This is a genomic window from Sphaerospermopsis sp. LEGE 00249 (genome assembly GCF_014299995.1).
Lineage (GTDB): Bacteria > Cyanobacteriota > Cyanobacteriia > Cyanobacteriales > Nostocaceae > Sphaerospermopsis > Sphaerospermopsis kisseleviana.
The window spans coordinates 35,241-50,505 of record NZ_JACJUZ010000036.1 but is presented as its reverse complement, the minus strand read 5'-3'; the positions used below and the strand labels follow the sequence as shown (position 1 = coordinate 50,505).

The following is a 15,265-nucleotide window of genomic DNA, read 5'->3' as shown; positions in this document are numbered from 1 at the left end:
GTTTTGATGGATAAAAGCATTTGCTGATGTCAACACTATACTTTATTATTTAATTCTGACACATTTTGCCTAATTTTTTAGTCAACTTATTCCATGTATACGTCAAATACTTGTAGTTTTGTATGTACTTGTATAGGTTTGTCTAGTAAATTGTCAACTTAGGACAAGCTCTTTATTTATCAAAAATGGGAGTGGGGGGACTTGAACCCCCACGACCGTTTAAGGTCAACGGATTTTCATTCTCTCGCAGCTTTCGCTACTTCCTTACAGGTTTTGAGAATTGGACTCTCCCTTTACCCTCGTCTTAACGTTAGGGTAGCTCCCGTCGAGTCTCTGCACCTTCCCGGAATTTTAACTTTGAAATTTGAGTTTTGGATTTAACCCCAAAATCAATTCTCAACTCTAAAGGTTCTGGGCTTGGCTCAGGATTGCCATATCTGTTCACTTAGATTACAGATTTAGGTTTCCCTGAATTTGAGAGCTTCCACTTGAAAGATTTCTCTATCAAGGCTCAGTTTTCTAAGTCCGTAGCGTCTACCATTCCGCCACACTCCCAAAGGGTTTTTTGTTTAGGGTTTTTTGTTTTTGTATCTCAAAACACCCTTGATAATCCTACCATTAACTGCGTTTTTTGTGCAAGTAGTTTGAAAAAAATTTTTTAACTTTTTTTTAAGTTGGATTTTTCACAAGCTACGGTGTTTGATACACTTGCATTTAACAGCCGATTTCTATTGTCACACAATCTTACCTGGTTTTTATAATTTTGCCAAGTATTTGGCAATTTTTTTTTCATTGTCAGCTACAACTCTTGAAAATAGGCAGGTTCAGGGGAGATAGGGACATAGGGCAGGTAGGGGAAGAAAGGGAAGTTAATAACCCAGTCACCAGTCCCCAATCACCAGTCCCCAATCACCAATACTTTCCTTAGTTGACAGGTTGGGCATATCATGGGTAGTAGATGCACCAAATGGTATTCTCAAATCTAAACAAAGAATTATGGTTGTAGCACTACTGTATTTAGCTTTAGCGGGAGCTTATCTTCTGGTAGTACCAATGATTGTGATGTTTTATCTCAAGCTGCGTTGGTATTCTGCCAGTTCTGTAGAACGTGGATTCATGTACTTTTTGGTGTTTTTCTTCTTTCCGGGTCTGTTGCTGCTCTCCCCAATTGCCAATGTTCGACCCCGGCGCAGACAAATTGTTTAATTTGTTCAATTAGTATATTGGTAGGTCATAACTCTCATGCGACGTATTGATGCAATCGGTATTACTTTGGGCGTTTTTTTGGCTGGTGGACTGGCTTATGTAGGATTACAGTTAGTCGGTTTAGATGTCCAAGACGCTGGAATTTGGAGTCAAGCTTTACTGGTTGTGGGTTTGATAGGTTGGTTAGCCACATATCTTTTCCGTGCAGGGAGTAAAAAAATGACCTACCATCAACAACGGGAAGAGTATGAAAAAGCGTTCTTAGAAAAGCGACTAGATGAACTCTCTCCCGAAGAATTGGCGAAATTACAAGCTGAAATTGAATCAGGTGATTAGCGACTGGGGATTGGGGACTGGTGACTGGGTAAGAAAATTTTAGATTTTAGATTTTAGATTTTAGATTGGAATTGACAAAAACAATCAAAAATCAAAAATCCAAAATCCTTTCATTGAATTACCAATTACCAATAACCAATGACCAATTACCTGATAACTGACCACTGACCACTGACCACTAACAAATGACTGCAATTTCTCGTTGTTTTGAAACTTTAAGACGGAATCACGAGTGCGCTCTGATTCCGTTTATTACTGCTGGTGATCCTGATTTAGAAACTACTGCTCAGGCTTTGCAGGTTCTAGATCGTTCTGGTGCGGATATTATTGAACTGGGTGTTCCCTATTCTGATCCACTGGCAGATGGTCCGGTGATTCAAGCTGCTGCTACCCGCGCTTTACAAAAGGGTACTACTTTGGATCAAGTGCTGGAAATGTTACAAGCTACTACTCCCAGTTTGCAAGCGCCAATTATTTTATTTACTTATTACAATCCAATTTTACACCGAGGAATTGATAAGTTTCTGGGGCAAATTAAGGCTGCTGGTGTGGCAGGTTTGGTAGTTCCTGATTTGCCTTTAGAAGAGGCAGCAGGGCTACTGAAACCAGCGAGTGAGATGGATCTTGATTTAACACTTTTGGTAGCTCCTACCAGTTCTGCTGAGAGAATTGAAGCGATCGCCAAAGCATCCCAAGGTTTTATCTATTTGGTAAGTGTTACCGGGGTAACGGGAATGCGATCGCAAATGGAAAGTCGTGTTTCTGACTTACTCACACAAATTCGCAGTTTTACAGATAAACCCATTGGTGTGGGTTTTGGAATTTCCGATCCTGAACAAGCGCGGCAAGTGCGAGAATGGGGAGCGGATGCAGCCATTGTTGGTAGTGCGGTGGTGAAGCGTTTAGCAGAAGGAACACCAGAACAAGGACTCTCGGCGATCGCTCAATTTTGCCAAACTCTCAAGCAAACAATCAAAACTCCCTCTTGATGATTTGGGAAAAGTAGATTAAAAAAGATAACAGCGTAGTTTTTTTATCATTCCCTGGTGGACAATTTGACTGATATAGTCTTGAATATTAACAATACATACCAGGCTGAAAAAAAACTACCTGATATATTTGCTTATAGGTTGAGTCCTATGTGAATTAAAGCTAGGCAATAAATTTATGAGTGTGAGAGAGAGTATAATATTGTGTCAGTCACAATTAAATTATGGTTTGGTATTAGTTGAGGGGTAAATTTTATGAGTGAAAGTATGGCATTTATCGGCGGAGTGGCTGTAGCTGGTTTAGCGGCTCTCCTGTTGCTCAAAGGAACGAATACCCCTATACAACAACCTAACTTTGCTGTGGCTCCACAAATGCCATCTGCGGTTGTAGCGCCCCAATTGATGCAGCCTTCAATGCAATATCCCCCTAACTATGGGCAACCAGTATATCCTAACCCCCAACCCATTGCACCCAATTCCGACCAACGTCTGGAAATGGAAAAGCTGAATATGCAGATGGAGAAGTTGAAAACCGACAATGAACAACTCAGATTACAAAATCAGCAACTCCAAGGTCAGGTTCAAAGTTTCACTCAACATCAGTGGCAGTTAGCTCAACAGCAAAATCAGCAAAAAGTCGCTGCTGCACTACCATCTGAACAAAATCCCTGGTGGTCTTCACCTATAATTTGGGCTGTAGGTGGGGCAACTCTGACTATTGGTGGTGGTGTGGTTGTCGCTGGAGTTCTATCCCTGTTCTCTCCTAAGCAACGTCCTACCCGTACCGTCCAAGTAATTCACCCCTATCACGGACCCACACCTCCTTTAGCTACAATTAGACGGGCTGAATTTTTACCATCTTCCCGCCCAGAAACCAGAAGAGTGGAAACGGCGGAATACGACGAATTACATTAATTGGTAATGGGTAATTGGTAATGGGTAATTGGTAATGGGAAAAAGAACATTTCCATTACCATCTGATTAATTAGGGTTTGCTGAATAAACCTAAAACCTTGATATATCAAAGGTTAGAGGCTGATAAACACAGAAATTAGTGCAAGGGTTTTGAAGGGTATACCGGAAAAAGTGTGCATTTTTTGGGATTTCAAGAGATGGCAAAGAAATTTTCAAATCTCCTCCTGACTCCTGACTCCTGACTCCTGACTCCTGACTCCTATGCCCTCACAGAAAGACTTTCTCAGCAACCCCTAATTAGCACTATCTTCCTTTTCCTCAGTGGTGGGTGTTTTGGAAGTATTTGCTTGATTTTGATTGGGTTTTTGGTCTTGGTTAGGAAGAACCTGTTTAGCAGCGTTTTCTGCTGCTTGTTTAAACAATGGTTCTAGTTTATTTTGCCAATATTTAATATTAGGTAATTTTTCGGGTTGGTCTCGATAAGCTAAAACTTTATCCCATTGACCATTATCAATAGCTTTATTAATTTCATTAGCTATTGCTTCAGCCTTAGCCCAGTCTTGCTGCCATTGATTAATTATTTCCACAGTTTCTTTAATACCAGAAGCTGCATTTTGAGGAATGGTTTTGAGTTGAGCGATCGCCCCCGGTAAATCTCCTGATTCAAATTTCTGCCTAGCCGTTTCGACAATTTTTTTCTGCTCCTCACTAGTTGGAGATTTTTCAGATTTTACTGGGTTGGGAGTAGCAACAACAATTGGTTTTGGTTGTGGTTTGGGAACAGGTCGAGATGCAATTAAAGGCAGATCATCTACTGTTTGAATAGAAATTCCTTGATCCCGCAAACAAGCAATCCATTCATTATTATTAATAATAACATCAGAGTGCGCCCAAGCCAAACGACCAGATTTAAGTTTTAATTCTATCCAACCGCGTTTTGTTCTTTTACCAGTGACATCGAACTCACTAGCATCACCAAGAGTCTTTAAAATATTATCAGAATTAATCGCACTAGGTTCAGAACGGACATTAGAATTAGGCTTGACTATAGCCAGGCAATTTGTAGCTGAAGTGCTACTTTTCCCAGTCCAATTAGCAGCGATATTTGTCACATTTGGATATAAATTTGTTACCAAAGCTGCTGCACCACCAGCTAATAATAAACCAATAATCAGGGGTAATGGATCAGGTTTGTTATCCTGTTGTTGAAGAACAGGTTGAGGAACAACAGGACTAGAATTACCAGGTGCAACTGCGACGGTTTGCTGTGAAAAGATTTGAGATAGTTTGCTGGTAGAAGCGGGTTTGGGGGGATGGTAGCTAACTTGTTTGGGAGGTTCGGAATAAACAGAAGATGTAGAAGTCATATTCACAAACTCTCTACAAGCTTGTAGTGCTTCTGTTGCGGTTTGGTAGCGATCCTTGAAGTGATAACGCACCATTTTACTGAGAATTTCCGCCAATTGATAATTGACAGGTCTAAAATGCTGCCAAATAATTTCACCAGTATCAGGATCTTCTGGAAATTGGTTAGCGGGTACTCCAGTTAAAGCTTGAATAGCAATAATTCCCAAAGAATAAATATCACTATTAGGACGGGGTTTACCTTGTCCTTGTTCTGTGGGCATATAGCCAGGAGTGCCTATAGCAACTGTAGCGGTGAGTTGTGCGCCAATAGAGACTAAAGGCGACCTTAATTGTTTAACTGCCCCAAAATCTACCAAAACTAATTTATAATCAGCAGCACGACGGATGATATTATCTGGTTTGATGTCACGATGAATTACACCTTGTTGATGGACAAATTCTAAAATTTCCAACACTTCCAACAACAACTGCATCACCTGGTTTTGACTCCAAGGTTGGCCGGGTATCAGTTCTTCTGTGAGAGTATGTCCGTCAATATATTCTTGAACTAAGAAAAATTCTTGATTTTCGTCAAAATAAGCGAGTAGTCTGGGTATTTGGTCATGATTACCCAATTTTTCTAAAGTTTCTGCTTCGCTGTTAAATAGACGTTTAGCAGTTTCAAAGATTTTTTGGTCTGTGCTGGCAGGTTTAAGGTGTTTGACAACGCAGATGGGATTACCAGGCCGCCTAGTATCTTCAGCAATATAGGTTTGACCAAATCCTCCCGTTGCCAAAATGCGTATGACTTGGTATCTATGGTCTAGTAGTTTGCCAATCATCATTCCCTCCCCAGTTTTAACACCTAATTTTGCAAACGGTAATAAATATCTCCAAATTTTCTGTCATGAGATCCGCTATCTTGAGAAAAGATTTAGACTAAAATTGCAGTTTTTTAATAAAAACAACAAATTGTTACTGTTTGTTTAGTATTTTTCTTAACTAACAATGCCACCTAAGATAACAAACTCTACCACATGGCAGCAAGCTGAAATCCTCATGCAACCGACTTTTATTCGCGTTGTTGATAATATTCGTAAGCATCTGGATACATCCTCTTGGAAAGGAACTTACCATGATGTACTGATTTGGCCACCTGGTACAACTGATGAAACCAAGGCTATGGTGACACAGTTGTTGCAAGATATGGAAACTGCCACACCGGAACAGGTGGAAGATATTAAGGCCAATCTTGCTTTGTTGCCTATGCCCCATCCAGGATACCATTTGCGCTTGCAACGTCAAGAGCAACAAGTGAATGTGGATTTGTGGGATCTGTGTTATCAAGTGTGTTTTGTTAATTACAGTCTAGAAAATACAGATGTTGATATTGATACTAATTTATTAGATGAGTTTGGGGAAGTGGATTGGCAACATTTGGAAAATAAGACTAAGCAGTTAGTTCAACAGGTATTTGACAGTTTACCAGAGGGTTAATGTCTGGGGAGTGGGGGGTTTGGGGTGTTGTTTCGGATTATACATAAGGTATCAGGCAGGGGGCAGGAGGCAGGAGGCAGAAGGCAGAAGGCAGAAGGCAGAAGGCAGAAGGTGTTAATTTTTTGAAGATGTGGATAATAAAACTTGATAAGGTTGGTTATTTTGTTCCCAGACTTGAATCAATTTGTACAACTGTGTATTACGGAAATAGGATTCTTCGTATGCCAGTCTTAAAATTTTCTCTAATACTTCTGGTTTAACATCATTACTGTTCCAGAACCTTCAACAATTATAAAAGTTCCTGAGTAAGCACTGCGTCTCATCCGAATTTGATTAGCAATAAATTCAGGTGTGATAAATTCTCTCATCTCTGAGGATCTTTTAATTCAACAGTTAAGTCCCATCTATCATGAATTATACCAGGTGAGTGAGTCGCTAGTAAAATATCAATGTTACCTATTTCTGTAATTTCTTTTAAATCTTTTAAAAAATTCACTTGCCATTCTACGTGCAGTGACAGTTCTGGTTCATCAATTAAAATTAATGAATTTTGTTTAACTTTAAATAATAATTCATAAAGCATAACTAATTCATGTTGTTCTCCAGACGATAATTTTTCAGGGGATAAGGAATTACCGTCATAAGTAAATGTAAACCCTTTTTCTTTGTCAATATTTATTGCTTTGTAAGAAAATCTTTGATTTATTATTTTCTTCATCAGTTCTATTCTTTGAGAGAGATTATCAAATACAGCAAGCTTTTTTTCTACATCTTCTATATAAACTGATAAAACTTGTTTGATGTTGTCATCTATTTGTTCGGAAATTTGAAAGTTGGTATTTTCATCTTTATCTAAGAGTCCAGCATTTATTAAATGTTTTCTCTTTGTTTCAATTTCATCTAGTTTTTTAAGAAGTTGATCATTTGCAAGAGAATTTGTTGATGCTTTTTGAACTAATCTAACGGGAAATGTTCTATCTAGTGATTGTGATAATGTACCATATTCAGCTAATTTTTCCTGGATGTTTTCTGCCAGTTCATTGGCATAAGCATTTACAGATGGTATCATTTCCTGATATTCTGATATGTTTAATAATCTCTGGGATTCTATTAAATGAATATCTATAGAATTAATTATATCTTGTAACCATTCTGGTATTTTTTTAGGTTGGAATCTATAGACAAGTTTTACAGTTTCTTCAAGGTTTTCTAGAGCAAGTACAAATCTTTCTTTATCGCTCATCGAATCTTCATTAATTTTAAAAGGTATCCTAAATGATTTATTTTCTACACGGTCATCATGATAATTTAGATAAAATTCATATTCATCGCTACTAATATTTGTTTTGGCAACAATTCTTATCTCGGATTTTTGTGTATTAACATCAATATTTGATCCTGCTTGTACATGAAAATACAGACAACTACCATCATCAAAATCTATTTGTATCTCTTTGAAAGGGAAATTTGCTAATTCTAAGAACTGAAAACTAAAAATATAATTCAATAATTTCAATATCGCAGTTTTACCAATACCATTTAAACCGTATATAATAGTTATTCTGTCTTCTGTATTCAAGGGAATAACATGATTGAAAATACCAAAAAGTTCTGTTACTGAAATTTGCTTAATTCTCATGTTGTCCTCATGAAAAAGTAATTGAACTGGTTGTTATCGCTGATGATGTTACAGTAAATTAAGATTATAGGTTTTCTTGCTTTTATCTTTATATTACCCGATTCTTACCACAAAACCCCTGAACATAGTGAAAACCAGATTTGTAACCAGAGATATCTCCATTGTGTAAAGATTTCCAGTAAAGTGCCTAATAGACTTAACACAGATTAATATAGTAGTAAAATCACTACATCTATACGATAAAAAATCAAGGCATCTAAAATATATATCTGTGTAAAATGATACAATTTAAATCATTATTACCAGGTTGTTATCAAATCAGCCCTTTCCGGGTTAGGATGATAACTTAATGATGACTTGATTAAATATCAATATTGAGTTCTGAAGATTTTATGGACAAAAGTCCACCAGATGGCAGTAGTATCCTCCCCTAAGCTGGCGAGAAAGTCTCCCAGCGAGGGGGAGACATTAGGAGGAATTTATTATGCTGACACAAGATGTTCGCAATTCATTGGATGTTGCTGACTTAAATCAATTAAAATGTGATTTAAATAATCTACAACCTGTGGATGTGGGGGAATATATTTCAGAATTACCTGAAAAACAAAGGGCGATCGCTTTTCGTTTACTGAACAAAAATCAAGCTATTGATGTATTTGAATATTTACCCACAGAAGTACAAGAAGAACTGATCAACTCTTTACATGATGCCCAAGTAGTACATCTTGTAGAAGAAATGAGTCCTGATGAAAGGGCATATTTATTTGATGAATTACCCGCAGGAGTTGTTAAACGTTTATTACAACAACTTAGCCCAGAACAAAGACAAGCAACAGCAACAATTCTCGGTTATCCTGAAGGTACTGCGGGCAGGGTAATGACAACAGAATATGTACGGTTGCGAGAAGGTTTAACTGTAGGTGAAGCGTTAAGCAAAATTCGTTTACAAGACGAAGATAAAGAAACAATTTATTATGCTTACGTCACCGACGATAACCGTAAATTAGTTAGTGTTGTTTCTTTGCGTCAGTTATTATTTACATTTCCCGAAGTCTTAATTAAGGATATTGCTAGTTCTCATGTTGTGAAAGTGAAAACTGAAACCCTACAGGAAGAAGTTGCCAGAATTATGCAACGTTATGATTTAATTGCCATGCCTGTGGTGGATAGGGAAGAGAGATTAGTCGGGATTATTACCATTGATGATGTCATTGATATTTTAGAAGAAGAAGCTACAGAAGATATCCAAAAATTAGCTGCTGTGAGTGGCGATGAAGAAGCTTTGTCTCCTCCTCATGTTACCATTCGTAAACGGTTGCCTTGGTTATTAGGTATCATGGCATTGTACATCGGTGCGGCTAGTGCGATCGCTCCCTTTCAACAAGTTATTGCGGCTGTACCGGTTCTAGCAGTAATTATGCCCATATTTTCTAACACCGGGGGAACTGTCGGTATTCAAGCCTTAACCGTGACTATTCGCGGTTTAGGTGTAGGAGAAGTAACAGCAGAAGATACTGGGAAAATTCTCCGCAAAGAACTTTTAGCAGGTTTAGGAACAGCTATTGCATTAGGTGTAACAATGATCGCCCTTTCTCTTATTTGGGCAAAACCGAATGAAAGATGGGTAGCTTTAGTTGCCGGAAGTGTCATGGCAACGAATACAATGGTGGCGGTGAGCTTGGGAACTTTGCTACCAATGGGATTACAAAGGCTAAAATTAGATCCAGCTTTAATGAGTGGTCCATTAGTAACCACCATGCTGGATACTATCGGTTTTGTCACCTTCCTGAGCATAGTTTCTATTGCTTTGAAAGTCTTTCATTTACCAACTTAAAATTTGGTAATGTGGAATAGGGAATAGGGAACAGAACAATTAAAAAACTCCTGAAGTGCGAAGCGTGGCGAAGCCATACTTCTGAACTCCTGAACTCCTGTACGGGCGTTCGCGAAGCGTGCTGGAAGCATCAGCATTCGGGCAAACAATTATTAATTGTATGAAAAGGTTATTTTCCTGTAAGGGCGAAGCATTCAGGCGATAAATTATCAATTTTATGAAAAGGTTATTTTCCTGTAAGGGCGAAGCATTCGGGCAAACAATTATTAATTGTATGAAAAGGTTATTTTCCTGTAAGGGCGAAGCATTCGGGCGATAAATTATCAATTTTATGAAAAGGTTATTTTCCTGTAAGGGCGAAGCATTCAGGCGATAAATTATCAATTTTATGAAAAGGTTATTTTCCGAATGCTTCGCCCCTACTTCGTCCCTACTTCGCCCCTACGACTCCTGACTCCTTACTGAAAATATCAATGCCTACAACTACTTGGAATCGTCATCACATTCTTTCTTTATCTGACTTCACAACGGCTGAATATAATGCGGTTTTACAAACTGCGGCTTCATTTAGAGAGGTTCTATCACGCAGAACTAAAAAAGTACCCACTTTGCAAGGACAGGTAGTGGCAAATTTATTTTTTGAACCTTCTACCCGCACCCGGAGTAGTTTTGAAATAGCTGCTAAAAGGTTAAGTGCAGATACTCTGAATTTTGCTGCGGCTACATCTTCCATGACTAAAGGAGAAACAATATTAGATACCGCTAAAACCTATTTAGCAATGGGTACAGATATTATGGTAATTCGCCATAAAGAAGCAGGAGTACCCCAGGCGATCGCCCAAGAAATGGATCGTTTAGGTGAAAAAGTCAGTGTCTTAAATGCAGGTGATGGACAACATGAACACCCATCTCAAGCATTATTAGATTTATCTACAATTTGTAGTTTAATTAATCCCGAAAAACCGAGAATCGAATTATTAGCAGGTAAAAAAATTGCCATTGTTGGAGATATTTTACATTCTCGCGTTGCCCGTTCTAATATTTGGAGTTTAACCGCCAGTGGTGCAGAAGTGCATTTAGCAGCACCTCCCACTTTATTACCTAAATTCTTTGCTGAATATTTAGGAGGTACAGCAAATGCAGAACGGTTATTTATCCATTGGCAACTAGAACCAGCTTTAGAAAATGCTGATTTTGTAATGACATTGCGTTTGCAAAAAGAACGAATGACAGCCCATTTATTACCCAGTTTAAGAGAATATCATCAATTATTTGGAATTACTAGAAATCGGTTGAAAGCCTGTAAATCAAATGTGAAAGTTTTGCATCCGGGTCCAGTTAATAGAGGTGTAGAAATTAGTTCAGATTTAATGGATGATCCTGAATTTAGTTTAATTCAAGATCAGGTGACTAGCGGTGTAGCTGTGAGAATGGCATTGTTATATTTTATTGGTGGTGGTAGGGGTTAGTAAAAGAGAGTTAAGGCGGTTAGTTAGGTGTTTTTATGGTATCTAACTTTCACCTTAATTTTTACCCACATTCCGCACTTCATCAAGTTTTCTGGTGCTTCAGATATCAATAATATGTGTATTTACATAATTTATGCGGTTTTGCACACCATACTTATGTGCCTGTTGCGTCAGTCCTGCATTAATAACTATGGACTTTTTTTTGATTTACAGTTAAAATACACTAATTTGATAGAAATAGTGTATTTATGAAAAATTTATCCGTAACCAGTCAAAACTTTGATCCCACTTTAGAAGAGAAAAAAGAAACCACCTCCCACCAACCAAGCAGCAATATTTGGAAAAAATTAAGAGGAGGGTTTTTTGTTGTTTTCGGATATTTGCTTTCTCCATTATGCTGGTGGAATGATTTATTATTCAATCTACCGATAGCGTACTTTTTTGGTTATGTGTGCAGTTTTTTGTCAGAAAATTTACTTTTACCTTGCACAATTATTGGTTACTGGTTATCAAATATTATTGGTATTCTCATGATGCAATTTGGAGCAGGTGATATTTTTCAAAAACAACCCCAGGAGCGTAATCTTAAAAAAGAGATATTCAATACTTTGATTTCTTCAACTGCATATACCTTATTAATTGTGTTTTTACTTCAGTTGAAAATTATTGATATTCCTCTAGAAATTTTCAACAATTCATAAACAATAAAATCCCCAATTGTAACCAAGAGGGGATTTAAAATCAAGATTCATGATTAAAAAAATAACTGTAAGCATTCAGCTATCAGCTAACAGAAATCAGCTTTTTAAGGGTTAGACTAAAAATCACATATTGATAATCTACTGATTTATCCAATATTCTGACTACTGACTCCTGACTCCTGACTCCTGAATTATTACAAATAACTTAATTTTCACTTGCTGTAATTAACTGTTGAATATCGCCAATTTTAAAATCTTCTTTACCGACAATTAACGGTAATTTACCATTCCACTTTTCTAATGCTTGTCTTTGTAATAATTCTGGAGTCAAAATATTTTTTAATAAACTCAAAGATTCAGCTTCACCCTTGGCTAAATTTACCTTAGCTTCCGCTTCCTTAGCTGCTTTAATCGCTAAAAATTCCGCCCGTTTTGCTTCCTGTGCAGCAACTTGTTTTGCTTCTACAGCTTCTATAAACTGATCAGAAAAGTTGATATTAACTAAAGATACATCGTCAACTACAATATAATAATTATCTAATCTTTGTCTTAAAAAATTATCTAATTTATTTTTCACATCTTCACGTCTAGTAATGATTTCTTCTGCTGTATATTGAGCGACTATAGCTTTTACAACTTCTGCAATTGCTGGATCAATAATCATATCTATAATGTTTTTTTCATCGCCAATTTGTTGAAATACTAGATTTGTTTTTATGGGTTGAATATGCCAATTTAGCACTACTTGAGTAAAAATATTTTGTAAATCTTTAGATATAGACTCAGTAGATATAGATTGTTTTTGGATTCTAATACTTAATTTTTTAACTGTATTCACTACAGGAATAATTAAGTGTATTCCTTCGCCTAATACTGGATCTTGCACTTCTCCAAACTTCATTAATACACCACGCTCACCAGCATTAACTATAACAAAAGGAGTAACTAAAATAGTAATTAAACATATTAAAGCTGTGAGTTTACCTGCTTTTTTGAAAGTGTGATATTTTTTCATCTCGGTCGTATTCTTTGATCATGTTGATACAATATTCTGTAATTATGTCTATCGTGCAAAATTATATGATGACTTTAGTAACTATACACTAAATATACAAAAATACTGTAGTTAATAGTATATAGATTCCCGACTTCTTAAAGAAGTGGGTTATCCGGGTATTACAGCAAATGTCAAGTTGAGTTACTGATCATTATAGTCAAATTTACCAGTGTTTACAACTATAAGAATACTGAAAAATGTATTCACTAATACTGCATTTAAAGAGAGTTTATGAAATACTAACATAAAATTTTCTTAAATACCACTTGCATAATTTCTGATTGTTTTAATTCTAACTACCTGCTTCTATATGAACCAAGACCCTTATTTTCTCTCAGAAATATCTGATTTTCTTTATCCACGTAGTGCATATTATGGACAGTTTGAACCAGAATATTTATTATTTAATGCTCATCTTCAAGATTTTTCTCAAAGGGTGAACTACATTTGTGGTCTACAAACTGGTGGTAAACTTTCCCCAGAGGATGCTTATAAACAAATTCAGATTCTTTGGAAAAACTTAAAAATGACTAAGAAAAAATTGTTAATTTCCTAGTAATACCATTTCTGTAGAAGAATGTGCCAAATTTCTGAATATCTTGCTTCCTTCTTTGTGTACTTTGTCTTCTTTGTAGTTATTTGATTCTTGAATTTGGTACACATGATTGGTATAAATATCTGATTATATCCCCGAATGACCAAAAAATTCGGGGATTTATCTACTGATTTTTTACCTATTACATATTAGTAGGCACTGAGCAAACTGTAAATAAGACTCGTTAACACTAAAGAAGTAATGACTACATAAATAAATTGTCGCAGGAATAAAAAAGTCAAAAAAGAAATAAGGACTCGTAAAACTGGAACAGCAATTAATATTAAAAGTCCTAGTTGAATAATTGCCCGCCGACTACCTGATAAAATTGCTGTGAATACGCCAATGGGTGAGCAAAATTCAGGAGATGTCCCCCGAAATATATGATATTGAGCAGGTTCTGAACCATGATTGATTAAATATAATATTCCTCCTATAAATACTACAGAACTGGCAATCAAAACACCATATCTGAGTAAATTACTGAGCAGATTTTCTAATAATTGCTCACCCGCCAATTTTTCTATTTTATGATTATTTGCAATTACACCCTGATAATTGAGATGATTGACATGATTAAAATGTTGTTTTTCTAGTTGTTGAATATCTGAATCTGGTTCTTCAGATATTAAAGCTAGAGTCATTACTTCAGTTTCTTGTTGTATTGATGAAGTCCAACGAAAACCCGAATTTAATCTATACATAATTATAACCCACCTATAAGACTGTTGTACACCATTTTGATAGCCATTACGACTAGCACAAGGCTAAAAATTATTCTCAATGTTTGGGTTTTAGCACCAATTAAAATTCTTGCTCCTAAAAAAGCGCCTGGTAAAACTCCCAACATTACTGGCATGGATAAACCAGGATCTATATATCCACGACTTAAATAAACACCGGCAGAAGCTGCTGCTGTAACACCGATCATAAAATTGCTGGTGGTGGTGGAAACTTTAAAAGGTAGACGCATGGCTTGATCCATTGCTAATACCTTAAATGCTCCCGAACCAATTCCTAATAAACCAGAAAGCACACCGGCAATTAACATAATGCTAAACCCAGCAGATAAGGCATTTATTTGATAAGGTATCACACCGTTAGGTGTGGGATAAGTGCCATTGAGTTGGAGATATTCCGCAATGGGATCTGGTTCGGCAATTTCTTGATTTTCTGCTTTTGGGCGTTGGGATAAATATGCTGAATAAATTAAAACAACTGCCAAAATAATTGTTAAGAATTTCACGGAAACAAAGGCAGCTAATAAAGCTCCAATCATTGCACCAATGGTAGTGGCAACTTCCAAAAACATTCCTAACCGCAGGTTAGCAAATCCTTGTTTAATGTATGTAGATGCTGAACCTAATGATGTGGCAATTACTGAGACTAAAGATGCACCAACAGCATAACGAATATCAACACCAAACACTGAAGTTAATAAAGGAACTATAACAACTCCGCCTCCTAAACCTGTTAATGATCCTACTAACCCAGCACTAAATGATCCCAGCCAAACTAATAAAGAAAATGTGAGTATAGTCAAAATTTTTTCCTCTTGGTTTATTAGTCATTATTCACTATTCATTGGTATTTTGTCATTAGCTGTTAGCAATTTTTAGTAAGTATTGAGCCATCAGCTATCAACGGTCAGCAAGAGGTGAAAATAAGGGGAATTGTCCT

16 protein-coding genes are annotated in these 15,265 nt (G+C 36.7%); 9 read left to right on the top strand and 7 right to left on the bottom strand.

Annotation, left to right across the window (positions count from 1 at the left end; all coding sequences use genetic code 11):
• The first annotated feature begins 996 nt into the window (after positions 1 to 996).
• The 4 genes from ndhL to H5968_RS13865 all read left to right on the top strand — a co-directional run bounded on the left by ndhL (position 997) and on the right by H5968_RS13865 (position 3,446).
• Positions 997 to 1,206, top strand: a complete 210-nt coding sequence (ndhL, locus tag H5968_RS13880) for an NAD(P)H-quinone oxidoreductase subunit L (protein ID WP_096572750.1) — start codon at positions 997 to 999, stop codon at positions 1,204 to 1,206.
• Between the two features lie 36 nt (positions 1,207 to 1,242).
• Entirely contained in the window at positions 1,243 to 1,542 is a 300-nt protein-coding gene (locus H5968_RS13875) for a DUF3007 family protein (protein WP_187040425.1), read from the top strand.
• Positions 1,543 to 1,727: 185 nt separating this feature from the next.
• Positions 1,728 to 2,531 carry a tryptophan synthase subunit alpha gene (gene trpA / locus H5968_RS13870; RefSeq protein ID WP_187040424.1) on the top strand — a complete coding sequence of 268 codons (804 nt, stop codon included), beginning with the start codon at positions 1,728 to 1,730 and terminating at the stop codon, positions 2,529 to 2,531.
• A gap of 255 nt (positions 2,532 to 2,786) precedes the next feature.
• On the top strand, positions 2,787 to 3,446 hold the full coding sequence (locus H5968_RS13865; protein WP_187040423.1) for a heterocyst differentiation related protein: 660 nt from the start codon (positions 2,787 to 2,789) through the stop codon (positions 3,444 to 3,446).
• A 293-nt stretch (positions 3,447 to 3,739) separates the two neighbouring features.
• Here the strand turns inward: H5968_RS13865 and H5968_RS13860 are convergent, their stop codons facing one another.
• On the bottom strand, positions 3,740 to 5,635 hold the full coding sequence (locus tag H5968_RS13860; protein ID WP_187040428.1) for a serine/threonine protein kinase: 1,896 nt from the start codon (positions 5,633 to 5,635) through the stop codon (positions 3,740 to 3,742).
• A gap of 166 nt (positions 5,636 to 5,801) precedes the next feature.
• Between H5968_RS13860 and H5968_RS13855 the strand changes: the two genes are divergently transcribed.
• On the top strand, positions 5,802 to 6,290 hold the full coding sequence (locus H5968_RS13855; protein ID WP_187040422.1) for a hypothetical protein: 489 nt from the start codon (positions 5,802 to 5,804) through the stop codon (positions 6,288 to 6,290).
• A gap of 242 nt (positions 6,291 to 6,532) precedes the next feature.
• Here the strand turns inward: H5968_RS13855 and H5968_RS25720 are convergent, their stop codons facing one another.
• Both H5968_RS25720 and H5968_RS13850 read right to left on the bottom strand, forming a co-directional pair.
• Positions 6,533 to 6,658, bottom strand: coding sequence for a hypothetical protein (locus H5968_RS25720; RefSeq protein WP_255427131.1), 126 nt, complete (start codon positions 6,656 to 6,658; stop codon positions 6,533 to 6,535).
• Positions 6,655 to 7,929, bottom strand: coding sequence for an AAA family ATPase (locus tag H5968_RS13850; RefSeq protein ID WP_187040421.1), 1,275 nt, complete (start codon positions 7,927 to 7,929; stop codon positions 6,655 to 6,657). The genes H5968_RS25720 and H5968_RS13850 overlap by 4 nt, the downstream gene beginning before the upstream one ends.
• Before the next feature lie 484 nt (positions 7,930 to 8,413).
• Here H5968_RS13850 and mgtE point away from each other — a divergent pair, with 484 nt between their 5' ends.
• On the top strand, positions 8,414 to 9,763 hold the full coding sequence (gene mgtE / locus H5968_RS13845; RefSeq protein ID WP_187040420.1) for a magnesium transporter: 1,350 nt from the start codon (positions 8,414 to 8,416) through the stop codon (positions 9,761 to 9,763).
• Between the two features lie 39 nt (positions 9,764 to 9,802).
• Here mgtE and H5968_RS13840 read toward each other — a convergent pair whose 3' ends face one another.
• Positions 9,803 to 10,147: a hypothetical protein gene (locus tag H5968_RS13840; RefSeq protein ID WP_187040419.1), complete on the bottom strand. Its 345-nt coding sequence runs from the start codon at positions 10,145 to 10,147 to the stop codon at positions 9,803 to 9,805.
• 89 nt (positions 10,148 to 10,236) lie between these two features.
• On the opposite strand from H5968_RS13840, the gene H5968_RS13835 reads away from it, so the two are divergent.
• Positions 10,237 to 11,232 carry an aspartate carbamoyltransferase catalytic subunit gene (locus tag H5968_RS13835; RefSeq protein WP_187040418.1) on the top strand — a complete coding sequence of 332 codons (996 nt, stop codon included), beginning with the start codon at positions 10,237 to 10,239 and terminating at the stop codon, positions 11,230 to 11,232.
• A 248-nt stretch (positions 11,233 to 11,480) separates the two neighbouring features.
• A complete protein-coding gene (locus H5968_RS13830) occupies positions 11,481 to 11,933 on the top strand; it encodes a hypothetical protein (RefSeq protein ID WP_137667899.1) in 453 nt (150 codons plus the stop codon).
• Between the two features lie 205 nt (positions 11,934 to 12,138).
• Here H5968_RS13830 and H5968_RS13825 read toward each other — a convergent pair whose 3' ends face one another.
• Positions 12,139 to 12,948, bottom strand: coding sequence for a prohibitin family protein (locus tag H5968_RS13825; protein ID WP_187040417.1), 810 nt, complete (start codon positions 12,946 to 12,948; stop codon positions 12,139 to 12,141).
• A gap of 352 nt (positions 12,949 to 13,300) precedes the next feature.
• Here H5968_RS13825 and H5968_RS13820 point away from each other — a divergent pair, with 352 nt between their 5' ends.
• Positions 13,301 to 13,546: a hypothetical protein gene (locus tag H5968_RS13820; RefSeq protein ID WP_137667897.1), complete on the top strand. Its 246-nt coding sequence runs from the start codon at positions 13,301 to 13,303 to the stop codon at positions 13,544 to 13,546.
• Between the two features lie 188 nt (positions 13,547 to 13,734).
• On the opposite strand, the gene H5968_RS13815 is transcribed toward H5968_RS13820, so the two are convergent.
• Positions 13,735 to 14,289, bottom strand: coding sequence for a DUF1634 domain-containing protein (locus H5968_RS13815; RefSeq protein WP_187040416.1), 555 nt, complete (start codon positions 14,287 to 14,289; stop codon positions 13,735 to 13,737).
• 2 nt (positions 14,290 to 14,291) lie between these two features.
• On the bottom strand, positions 14,292 to 15,128 hold the full coding sequence (locus H5968_RS13810; protein ID WP_187040415.1) for a sulfite exporter TauE/SafE family protein: 837 nt from the start codon (positions 15,126 to 15,128) through the stop codon (positions 14,292 to 14,294).
• Between the last annotated feature and the right edge of the window lie 137 nt (positions 15,129 to 15,265).